This window comes from Bizionia hallyeonensis (assembly GCF_042657385.1).
Classification (GTDB): domain Bacteria; phylum Bacteroidota; class Bacteroidia; order Flavobacteriales; family Flavobacteriaceae; genus Algorimicrobium; species Algorimicrobium hallyeonense.
Genome location: NZ_JBHSLA010000001.1, coordinates 593,230 through 604,587, shown reverse-complemented (window position 1 = coordinate 604,587; position 11,358 = coordinate 593,230). Strand labels below are relative to the sequence as shown.

Annotated in this window: 11 protein-coding genes and 1 tRNA gene; 5 read left to right on the top strand and 7 right to left on the bottom strand. The window is 31.2% G+C overall.

The window, feature by feature from the left end:
• Positions 1–29 precede the first annotated feature (29 nt).
• On the top strand, positions 30–875 hold the full coding sequence (locus ACFPH8_RS02770; RefSeq protein WP_376858366.1) for an OmpA family protein: 846 nt from the start codon (positions 30–32) through the stop codon (positions 873–875).
• On the opposite strand, the gene ACFPH8_RS02765 is transcribed toward ACFPH8_RS02770, so the two are convergent.
• The 4 genes from ACFPH8_RS02765 to ACFPH8_RS02750 all read right to left on the bottom strand — a co-directional run bounded on the left by ACFPH8_RS02765 (position 872) and on the right by ACFPH8_RS02750 (position 4,172).
• Positions 872–1,315 (bottom strand): GNAT family N-acetyltransferase, encoded by a 444-nt coding sequence (locus ACFPH8_RS02765; protein ID WP_376858365.1) that lies wholly within the window; start codon positions 1,313–1,315, stop codon positions 872–874. The genes ACFPH8_RS02770 and ACFPH8_RS02765 overlap by 4 nt on opposite strands.
• A gap of 90 nt (positions 1,316–1,405) precedes the next feature.
• Positions 1,406–2,317, bottom strand: a complete 912-nt coding sequence (locus ACFPH8_RS02760; protein WP_376858364.1) for a cation diffusion facilitator family transporter — start codon at positions 2,315–2,317, stop codon at positions 1,406–1,408.
• A gap of 23 nt (positions 2,318–2,340) precedes the next feature.
• Positions 2,341–2,775 carry a ribose 5-phosphate isomerase B gene (gene rpiB, locus ACFPH8_RS02755; protein WP_376858363.1) on the bottom strand — a complete coding sequence of 145 codons (435 nt, stop codon included), beginning with the start codon at positions 2,773–2,775 and terminating at the stop codon, positions 2,341–2,343.
• Positions 2,776–2,855: 80 nt separating this feature from the next.
• A complete protein-coding gene (locus ACFPH8_RS02750; RefSeq protein ID WP_376858362.1) occupies positions 2,856–4,172 on the bottom strand; it encodes a T9SS type A sorting domain-containing protein in 1,317 nt (438 codons plus the stop codon).
• A gap of 749 nt (positions 4,173–4,921) precedes the next feature.
• On the opposite strand from ACFPH8_RS02750, the gene ACFPH8_RS02745 reads away from it, so the two are divergent.
• The 4 genes from ACFPH8_RS02745 (at position 4,922) to ACFPH8_RS02730 (ending at position 10,144) form a co-directional block, all read left to right on the top strand.
• On the top strand, positions 4,922–6,190 hold the full coding sequence (locus ACFPH8_RS02745) for a leucine-rich repeat protein (protein ID WP_376858361.1): 1,269 nt from the start codon (positions 4,922–4,924) through the stop codon (positions 6,188–6,190).
• A 268-nt stretch (positions 6,191–6,458) separates the two neighbouring features.
• Positions 6,459–8,690, top strand: a complete 2,232-nt coding sequence (locus tag ACFPH8_RS02740; protein WP_376858360.1) for a ribonuclease R family protein — start codon at positions 6,459–6,461, stop codon at positions 8,688–8,690.
• A 44-nt stretch (positions 8,691–8,734) separates the two neighbouring features.
• A complete protein-coding gene (locus ACFPH8_RS02735) occupies positions 8,735–9,412 on the top strand; it encodes a head GIN domain-containing protein (protein ID WP_376858359.1) in 678 nt (225 codons plus the stop codon).
• Between the two features lie 45 nt (positions 9,413–9,457).
• Positions 9,458–10,144, top strand: a complete 687-nt coding sequence (locus ACFPH8_RS02730; protein WP_248396903.1) for a LysE family translocator — start codon at positions 9,458–9,460, stop codon at positions 10,142–10,144.
• A 382-nt stretch (positions 10,145–10,526) separates the two neighbouring features.
• On the opposite strand, the gene ACFPH8_RS02725 is transcribed toward ACFPH8_RS02730, so the two are convergent.
• From ACFPH8_RS02725 to ACFPH8_RS02715, 3 genes are all read right to left on the bottom strand, one after another.
• Positions 10,527–10,597: transfer RNA gene (locus ACFPH8_RS02725), tRNA-Cys, on the bottom strand.
• A gap of 78 nt (positions 10,598–10,675) precedes the next feature.
• Positions 10,676–11,044: a dihydroneopterin aldolase gene (gene folB / locus ACFPH8_RS02720; protein ID WP_248396899.1), complete on the bottom strand. Its 369-nt coding sequence runs from the start codon at positions 11,042–11,044 to the stop codon at positions 10,676–10,678.
• Positions 11,045–11,113: 69 nt separating this feature from the next.
• On the bottom strand, positions 11,114–11,323 hold the full coding sequence (locus ACFPH8_RS02715) for a zinc ribbon domain-containing protein (RefSeq protein WP_248396897.1): 210 nt from the start codon (positions 11,321–11,323) through the stop codon (positions 11,114–11,116).
• Positions 11,324–11,358: the final 35 nt, after the last annotated feature.

The window sequence follows — 11,358 nt, the reverse complement described above, 5'->3', positions numbered from 1 at the left end:
TATATTGAAATTTATATGCCCTTTTAGTAATGAAAACAAGAATAGTCATCCTATTTTTTATTGGTTTCAACTGGCTTTTTTCGCAAGAAGAGCGCAGGCATATTGTGTTTTTTGAAACGGATGAATATGTGGTATTACCAACGGAAGAAAGTAGGTTGCTATTATTCCTTTCCGAAATAGAATCTCTAGATATTGAAAAAATTTCCATTTACGGTTTTACCGATGATACGGGGAGTGATTCTTATAATTTAAAACTCTCGCAATATCGAGCCAATTCCATTAAAACCATTTTTTCGAATAATGAGTTTGATGAATCTAAAATTACCAATGTAGATGGCAAAGGCGAAGTATTACTAAAAGTTTTAGATGAAGAAAATGTCGCCAAAATTCGTGGCTTAAACCGCAAAGTTGAAATTCGTGTAAAACCCTATTCCCCGCCAAGAACAGAAGCCGAATTAGTAAAACCTAAAAAAAAGGATTTTTCTGAAGCCTTAAAAGGCGATGTAAAAGCTGGAGATAAATTTTTATTAGAAAATATTTTATTTAAAACAGGCTATAGTTATCTACTTCCGGAATCTAAAAAAACATTAGAAAAAATTGCTGAAACACTTTTAGAACGCGACGATATTTATTTTACCATTCAAGGTCATGTGTGTTGTACACAAAATCGTCGTGATGCTGTTGATAGAGCAACCAATAAGCAGAATTTATCGGTTACCAGAGCTAAATATATTTACGATTATTTAGCACGAAAAGGTGTGGATAAAAAGCGCATGAAATACGTAGGTATGCGTGGTAGATTTCCTTTAGGTGGTGAAGCAAAATTTGACCGACGTGTGGAAATATTATTGACTTATGTTGGCGGGAAAAATTAATTTTTAACCATTCCAATATGCGGAATGCCATCTTCTAAATACCCCTTGCCAACTTCTTGAAATCCTAAATTAGTATAGAATGTTTTTAAATACGTTTGTGCGGAAATTTTAATAGTGGTTTCGTTATAGATGTTTTTAATGGCACTTATAGATGCTTTCATAATAACATAACCATATTGGTTTTTGCGTTCGGAATTTTTAACCACCACACGACCAATACTAGCGTTATCAAAATAAAAACCAGGTTTAAATATGCGCGTATACGCAACTATTTTATCATTTTTAAAACCTAAAACATGTAAGGCTTTATCATCTTTTCCATCAATATCTTGATACACGCAATATTGTTCTACAACAAATACTTCACTGCGTAATTGCAGTAATTGATACAATTCATCACGTGTTAATTCTTGAAATGTTTTGGTCTTAATTTCTAACATCGTTAAAAGGATTTTCTGGTGATAATTAATGGATTACTTGTAATTTCCATTTAAATAACTTTAACAAAACTAACTATTACAAAAAACGATTTAATCTTGGACAATTATTTCTTTAGGGTCGGCTTTATCATATTCCGGTTGAATGGTAACATGATTAATATTAAACTCGTCATGCAAAACTTGTTCTATGGTTATTAACAAGCTATCAAATTCGGTTATGGATATATCTTCATATAAATCTAAATGTGCTTCCAAATGCAATTCATCATCACTTAAATTCCAAATATGAACATGGTGTAATTTTTTCACTTTTGGTATCTGATTGACTGTTTTTACCACCTCTTGAATGTTGATATGATCTGGTGTAAAAAGCATAATCATTTTGGTGGATGTTTTTAATAAATCCCAACCAACCCAAATTAAATACACGGCAATTAAAAAGGTTAAGACACTATCTACCCAAAAAAGTTGATAATATTTCATCAATAAACCACCAATTAAAACGGCCACACTTGCCAACATATCGGTTAATAAATGCAAATAAGCAGAACGCATATTCAGATTTGATTTGGAATCTTTTTTAAGTAAAAGAACACTAAAACCATTGCCTAAAATAGCAACAATAGATAACCAAATTACCAATGATGATTCTATTTCCTGTGGATCAAAAAAGCGTTTTACAGCTTCAATTATTAAAATGACAGCTACAATTACCAGTGTAGATGCATTTATAAAAGCGGCTAAAATTTCGGCACGTTTAAAACCAAATGTTCTACTTGCCGAGGCTTTTTGCTTGGAAAGTTTGGAGGCGACGTAACTAATAATTAATGAAATAACATCGCTAAAATTATGCAGCGCATCACTTAACAATGATAAACTTCCAGATACCAAACCACCAATAATTTGGGCAATGGTAATAAGGATGTTTAGAAAAATAGAAATCAATAAATTTCTACCTCTTAAATCAGGATGTTGGTGATTGTGTGCATGCGCGTGACCCATTTTATGCCAATTTTAAATTGGTACTAGCAAGATGTTGGAATTTTATCTACGCGATTTTGGTGTCTGCCGCCTTCAAAAGCCGTTTCTAAAAACGTATCTACCATTTGTATGGCTTGCTGAACTGCAGTATAACGTGCTGGAATACTTAAAATATTGGCATCGTTATGTTGCCTGGCTAATGCTGTAATTTCTTTGGTCCAACATAATGCTGACCTTACACCTTGATGTTTGTTAGCTGTCATGTTAGCGCCATTTCCAGAGCCACAGATAATAATTCCAAAATCAGCTTTTTTATTTTCAACATCTTTAGCAACGGGATGGACATAATCTGGATAATCTACACTTTTATTAGAATTGGTTCCGTAGTTAGTAACCTGATGGCCTTGTGCTTCTAAATGCTTAACAACAGCTAGTTTATAATCGGTTCCTGCGTGATCGTTTCCTATAGATATTTTCATTTTTTTATAACGTTTAGAATCTCGTTAAAGGTAAAAAAATAAACCGATATCTTTAAGTTTAGATAGTTTGAGTATATCCGTTATTTTTTAATGAATTTAAAGTTGGTACCAGAATCTATTCTCAAAAAATAAAGTCCTGATTGTAATGCGTTAATTGGAATATTTTCTTGAGGTATAAGCGTTCCAGATTGCATTTGTTTGCCTTGAAAATCTAAAATACTATAATTTACATTTTGCTGTAAACCTGATATTTGTAAAAATTCTGAACTCGGATTAGGGTATAATTTCAAAGATTCAGTTTGAATTTCATTTAAAGTTAATGTAGAGCAGTCCGTGCTGTAAACAACATCATCTACCACATCGGGCCAATTGTTAGTGGCGTAATCAACGTCATCAACACTAATACACTCAATACTAGTTCCTTCAATACTTATGTCTAAATTGGTGTTATTTCCATTGCGTAAGTCCAAATTACTAATACCTGAATAGTAAAACGTTAAGGTTGTTAAATTAGGGCTATTTTGTAAATCCAAACTCCTTACCCCTCCGTTATTAAACTCAATGGTTTCTAAATTTATTAAATCATCTGTATTTAAAGCAATATCTATAAAAGAGCCATTTACAAAACTAATATCAGTTAAATTACTACAATTTGTCAAATCCAAACTCGCTAAATCATAATTCCAATTAAAATCTAATGAGGTTAAATTAGTACAGCCATTTAAAATAAGTGTGGTCAAATGAGTTCTATAAAAACCCAAAGCAGTAATTGCGATATTCCCACTTAAATTCAAAACATTGATGGATGTTTCGTTTATATTAATTAAGGATAAGGCGGAACAACCAGTAATGTCTAAAGTTTGAATATCAGCTAGATTTGCATAAAGCCACGTAAGATTACTTTTACCATTTAAATCTAAATTTAATACACCACTATAGGACATATCAATGGTTTCTAATAAATTATTAGAATTCAAATCTAATATATCAAAGTTAGTATGGGAAATATTTAAGTTTTTCAAATTAACACATCCTGAAACATCAAATGTGTCAATATTAAGGCAATAAGACATATCAATATCTTCCAAAAGTGCTAATCCCGTTAAATCCACATCTATCAAATTAGTGGTTTGTAGTGCTTCAAAAGAAATTAAAGACGTAAAATCTTGAATTCCTGTAATATCAGAAATACTGGTATAGGAAATATCCAAACTCGTTACAGTTGCCACATCACTAGTTAAAACTTGACCATCTAATATGCCTTCGCTATCAATAGATTCGGTTATTAATAATTGTTCAAATTCAGTGTTTGGAATACTGGTGTATTGCCCAAATACTAATGATGTGAAAATTAAAAAAAGGAATGTGGTTAAAAGTGAAGTGTAAAATTTTTTCATGATAAAATAGATTAATAAATTAATAAACGAAATGTGCTATTTTAACTGAAATCAGAAATTAGTGTGAGGGAAAATTTCTATGTTATAAATATATAAAATATAAGTAATTGATTGCAAGACTTTTAATATTATTTTTAAGTTATAGCGAACAAGTATTAATAAGTACCTATTTTACACCTCATAACTTGTTCATAACTGTTCATTAAATTCTAATAGGTAAATTTTTAAAAGTCAATTAATTTTTTCAAGTGAAAACCCAACCCAATAAACCAAAAAAGTTAGCTATTTTTTTTGGACAAGTTTTAAGACAAGCAACAGATCTTTATAAACACAGGAATTCAAAATACTTGTTAGTTAATTCCTATTAACATTGGTTATTAACAGTTGTTAATAGCTTTTAAAATTCATCTAAAAATGAATGCTTTAAGGTTATATAAACTGTTAACTACGTATCAATAAATTGTAAACTACGTGTAATCAAAATAAAATTGCATAAAGTTATACCTGCTATGAACACACTATAATAACCATTATTATTTTTTTAAAATTTTAAAAGAAAAAGATGATTATCTATATATATGTGGATAACTGTTTTTTTAAGAATTAATTTTTTGTTTACCTTTCTTATTCATTTTACACAAAATATAGAATAAAGTAATTTATATATTAAGATTTCATGAAACTCACATTGTTTAAAAATTGAGAGTAAGTTTAATAAAATAAATTACTTAACTAAAAATATATGTATTATGAAACTAAAACTATTTTTCTTTTTATGCTTATTAAATTCAGTATTAGGCCAATCTCAAACCTTTAATGATGGTGTTTTAGAATATACCGTAATTGATGCCACAAATAATTACGTGTCTGTTCAAAGCTATGATAATATTTGTCCTACAGGTAATCTAGTTATTCCTGAAACCGTGACCGATAATAGTATAAATTATACTGTAACAGAAATAGCTCAATTTGCATTTAATGCGTGTCCTAATTTAATTAGTGTTTCGTTACCTAACAGCATTACCGTAATCAATACTGCGGCATTTAGAAATTCTTCGGGGTTAACAACCATAAATTTACCTAATAATCTTAATAGAATAGAAGATCAAGGCTTTTCTGGTTGTAGTAGTTTAATAAATGTTACGTTTCCTGCTGGTTTAACCAGTTTAAGACAAAGAACTTTTGAAGATTGTACGAGTTTAACAAATGTTAGTTTACCTGACAGTTTGAATTTTGTTGGTTTTGAGGCTTTTAAAGGATGTACCAGTTTAACAGATGTTTCCCTATCCAATGGAATGACTAATATTAATTCTGGTTTATTTTATGGTTGTTCAAGTCTAATAAATGTTACAATTCCTGATAGTATTACCAGTATTTCTCCTTTTGGATTTTATGGCTGTACTAGTTTAATAACTATTAATTTACCCTCTAATTTAGATGTAATTTGGAATAGAGCATTTTTTGGTTCCACTAATTTAACCAATATTAATTTTCCAAATACCTTAACTAGTATTGGTGAACAATCATTTTTTAATACAAATCTTAATGATATTAATATTCCAGAAAGTGTTACAACTATAGATTCACAAGCTTTTCAATCCTGTGATAATCTTACAAATGTTACTGTAAACTGGAACATACCACTAACAATTGATGTGGATGTTTTTGCTAATGTAACCATAAATAATGTTTCGTTGACAGTCCCACAGGGCACCATTCCGGATTATCAGGCAGCAGCTGTTTGGCAAGATTTTGGATCGTTTAATGAATTAAGTCTAACAGATTTTCAATTATCTGAAACCATTAAATTATATCCAAATCCAACTTCAGACTTTTTAAAAATTGATTTAGATAATGCTTCTGAAATCAAAACAGTAATAATTTATAATTATTTAGGACAAATAATTTCAGAAGAAAATACCAATAAAATTGATGTATCTAGTTATTCTAAAGATATTTATTTTGCTAAAATAGAAACTACAAAAGGTAAAACAACTAAAAAATTTATTGTAGAATAATATAGTATACATTTGAAAAATTTAAGGGTTGACTGTTTATAAAGTCAACCTTTTTTGTTATTAAATAGTTAAGATAAAATTACCCTAACTATCATTTAATATTAAAACCGTAGCTTTGCTGTAAATTAATACCTTTAGTAACCTATTCACTACTAATAATTAAAGTGAAAGCGTTAATCTCTTCCTTAAATGTATTATTTTTATAAAACTATAAGATTCCTTCCTGATAACTATTAGGATTCAAGGGAATAAAATTATTACAATTTAAATGACAAAAAAGAAACACAGGAAACCTTCTAATAACAAGATTTCCAATTTGACTAATACAATCTTAAGTATATTAAAAAAAGACAGAAACCAATCCTTTAACTATAAACAAATTGCTGCTAAAATTGGTGTTAACGATGCTAGTAGCCGCAATCAGATTATAAAAAAACTTCAACAACTTAAAGCAAAACAAGAGATTGAAGAAGTAGAACGTGGAAAATTTAAAGCCATAATTTCTACAGAGTACCATACTGGTCGTGTGGATATGGCATCCAGAGGTGCTGGTTATATTATTTCAGACGATTTTGAAGATGATGTATACATTGCTTCAAACAATATGAATAAAGCGCTTCATGGCGATGAGGTGGAATTCTACGCGTATAAACGATTAAAAGGTGGTAAGCGTGAAGGCGAAATTACCCAAATTATAAAACGGGCTAAAACGGAATATGTTGGTGTTATTCAACTGAATAAAAACTACGCCTTTGTGGTAGTTGATAGTAACAAAATGTACACAGATATTTTTGTACCAATCAACAAAACCATGAAAGCTAAAGATGGCGATAAAGTATTAGTTTCATTAGAAGAATGGCCAGAAAAAGCCGACTCTCCTAACGGAAAAGTCATAGAAGTTTTAGGAAGACCAGGTGAACACAATACCGAAATTCATGCCATTTTAGCTGAATATGGTTTGCCATTAGAATTTCCGAAAGAAGTAGAGGATTTTGCTAATAAAATTGATACCTCCATAACTAAAGAAGAAATTGCTAAACGTCGGGATATGCGTGAGGATTTAACCTTTACCATTGACCCAAAAGATGCCAAGGATTTTGATGATGCTCTATCATTTAAAGTGTTAGACAATGGACTTTATGAAATAGGAATTCACATTGCAGATGTGTCGCATTACTTGCAACCTGGAACCATTTTAGATGATGAAGCCTATGAGCGTGCAACATCGGTTTATTTAGTAGATCGCGTGGTACCTATGTTACCAGAAGTACTATCAAATAATGCCTGCTCATTACGTCCTAATGAAGAAAAATATACCTTTTCGGCTGTTTTTAAAATGAATGATAAAGCCGAAGTGGTACACGAATGGTTTGGTAGAACCGTTACCTATTCAGATGCACGTTTTGCTTACGAAGAAGCTCAAGCTATCATTGAGCATAATGACGCCATGAGCGCAGACGATGTGTCTAATAATCCTAAAAAAATAGATACAACCATACCTGCAGATGTAGCCATCTCAGGAAAGGAATATCAAACAACGCCAGAAATAGCTCAAGCCGTTTTAAAAATGGATGCTTTTGCTAAAAAAATGCGTTCAAAACGCATGCGTTCAGGCGCTATTTCGTTTGATAAAGTGGAAGTAAAATTCAATTTGGATCAAGATGCAAATCCAGTTGGTGTATTCTTTAAAACATCAAAAGATGCCAACAAAATGATTGAAGAATTTATGTTATTAGCAAACCGAAAAGTTTCGGAATTTGTTGGTAAACAGAAAAAAACCTTCATTTATCGTGTTCATGATGAACCAGATGACAGTAAACTGGCTGCACTGCAAAATGTAGTGAGTCGTTTTGGTTATAAATTGAATTTCAAGGATAAAAAAACTACAGCATCATCTTTAAATAATTTATTAAGTAGTGTTAACGGTAAAAAAGAGCAGAACTTAGTTGATACCTTAACCATACGAACTATGAGTAAAGCCGAATATACCACGCACAACATTGGTCATTACGGTTTAGCTTTTGATTATTACAGTCACTTTACATCACCAATTCGTCGGTATCCAGATGTTATGGCACACCGATTATTACAACTGTATTTAGATGGTCAACCATCTGCTAACGCGGATATTTATGAAGATAAATGTAACCATTCCAGCAATATGGAAAATTTAGCCACAAAAGCGGAACGTGACTCTATTAAATACATGCAAATTCGCTTTATGGAAGACCATAAAGATGAAAATTTTGTAGGTGTTATTTCAGGTGTAACCGATTGGGGAATTTATATAGAAATTATTGAAAATAAATGTGAAGGCATGGTGAGTGTTCGTGATATGAAAGACGATCATTACCAATTTGATGAAGATCATTATGCATTAATTGGAAAAAATTCTAAAACCATGTACCAATTGGGTGATGAGGTCGTTGTTAAAGTTAAAAATACAGATTTAGTTAAAAAACATTTAGATTTTTACCTAATAGGAAAACATCAGGAATAGTTTTTGCAACGTGTATTTTTAATATAAAATAATCCTCAATGACCATGAAAAAATTTCTTTTTGCACTCGTTTTAATCGTATCAACAACCCAAATAAGTCCAGCACAAACTGAAAAAATGCTAGGCGATTTTAATGAACTTAAAGTTTACGATAGAATAGAAGTCGCCTTAATAAAATCGGATGAAAATAAAATTATCATCACAGGAAAAAACACGGAAGATGTTGTTATTGTTAATAAAAACGGTAAATTAAAAGTAAGAATGTCTCTTGAAAAACTATTTGATGGAGATGAAACTACTATTGAATTACACTACAAACAAATTGATATTATTGATGTCAATGAAGGAGCTTTTGTTGGCTCGAATGATATTTTTAATCAGTTTGAAATAGATTTAAATGCACAAGAAGGTGGCAGTATAAAAGTTATGGTTCAAGATATTACGTTTTTAGAAGCTAAAGCTGTTACAGGAGGCGTTATTCGCGTGACTGGAACTACTAAAAATCAGGATATTGATTTATCAACAGGTGGTTCTTTTCTTGGAAAGGAATTAGAAAGTGAAACAGCAAAAGTGGTTATCCGAGCGGCTGGTGAAGTTCATGTTAAAGCGTCTGAAAAAGTAGAGGCCAAAGTACGTGCTGGAGGTAGCGTGTATATATATGGAAATCCAAAATTGGTTGAAGAAAATACTGTTTTTGGCGGAAAAATAATTCGTAAGGATTAATACCTAGGATTTTCATAAATTTGTAGAAATTGCTTTTTAAAATTTATGACTGACGATATTTTAGCAGCTATTCCTTTCGGAATACTATTATCTTTTACCATTGGCCCTGTGTTTTTTGTTCTTCTAGAAACCAGTGCTACTAAAGGTATTAAAAGTGCTTTAATATTTGATTTTGGTGTTATTCTAGCTGATATTTTATTTATAGTGGTAGCATATTACAGTACCACTAAACTTCTTGATAAAATTAAAGACGATCCAAACTTCCTCATTTTTGGAGGTGTTTTGTTGGCTGTCTACGGTTTTATATCCTTTACAAAAACCGCCAAATCCTTTCGGGATATTGTGCGCGAATTTCATACAGTTGAATTAAAAAAGAACTTCGGAAAGCTCTTTATTAAAGGGTTTTTACTCAATTTTATCAATATTGGTGTATTATTGGGTTGGTTAGGTTTTATTGTAATAGGGAACTCGCTAACAGAAACCGAACAAGGTTTATTTGTGTTTTTAGGAACTATTTTGGTTGTTTATTTTATTGTGGATTTACTTAAAATACTGGCGGCAAAAACGCTTAAAAACAAACTCACACCCAGACGCATTTTTAAAACAAAGAAGATTGTATCGCTAGTCATTATGGGTTTTGGTATTTTACTGCTTCTACAGGGGTTTTTTCCGAAAGAAAAAGAACGTTTAAAGCATAAGCTTGATAATATTGAAATTTTTAAGTCGGAATAGCAGTTCAGGTTAATTAGAATGGAAAAGTAAAAAACATCCAAAAAAGAAGTTCGTGACCTAAAATATTTCTAAAATAACTCAAGATGATTTATTTTTTGGTGAGAATTGGAAATCTGAAACTCAAATTATATTACCAAATACCTACACAGGTTTTCGCTGCATCTGTGAAGTGACAACCAAGTAATACATCGCTATTTAATAAGCTTGTTTACTCAAAGACCTAACAGGTTTTTGAAACCTGTTAGGTCTGAATACCCAAAACCTTGATAATTGTCGAGCGTCCCGAAATTTCCGGAGAACCGCTGTAGATGGATTTTCTTTAATCAATTTTTCTTAAAAATTAGAATTAAAAAACCTCCAACGTAAGTTGAAGGTTTCTTTGAGGTGTCGAGCGGATTCGAACCGCTGTAGATGGTGTTGCAGACCACTGCCTAGCCACTCGGCCACGACACCTAATATACTTTCGTGTAAAGATATCCCATATTTTATAATAGGATGGCAAATGTAAAAAAAATATAAGTGTTTCGCTACTTACTTTTGCTTTTTTCGCTTGTCACTCATTTTTATTGTTACCATTTCCACATCGCCTCCAATAGGTGGATTAATTTTACTGACCCAAACCGTGGCTTTGCTAACCATAATATCTTCTTTAAAAATACGATTTAAAATACGTTTGGCTACCGTTTCTAATAAGTAAGAAGGTTGTGCCATTTCTTCCCGTATTACCTTATTTAGAAACACATAATCAACCGTATCTTGAAGTAAATCTGTTTTGGCTGATGTTTGTAAATTGGCTTTTATTTCTAAATCCACACGGTAATCGCTACCAATTTTGGTTTCTTCTTTTAAGCAACCATGATTGGCAAATACCCGAATATTTTCAACTTTAATTGTTCCCATATTGCAAAAATACTATTCAGAACGTGACTGCAAGAGAAATTCTGAAAGAAATTAATAGTGTAAAGTCATTTAATTTGTAAAGAAGTCAAAGATATTGCTAATGCTACTAGTTTTAGATTTATAAAATTCGGTATACGTACATTTTTCACATGTTACAGAGGTAAATTTTTTATTCTGGATGTTAAAAAGTTTTGTAAACAAACCGCCCGTTGCCTGCATTTGATCCATATCGTAAGTCCGATTATGGCATTTTGGACATTCGTAATTTCTGTGTTGCATGGTATAAGTTTTAATTATAGGTATGAAAAATCATT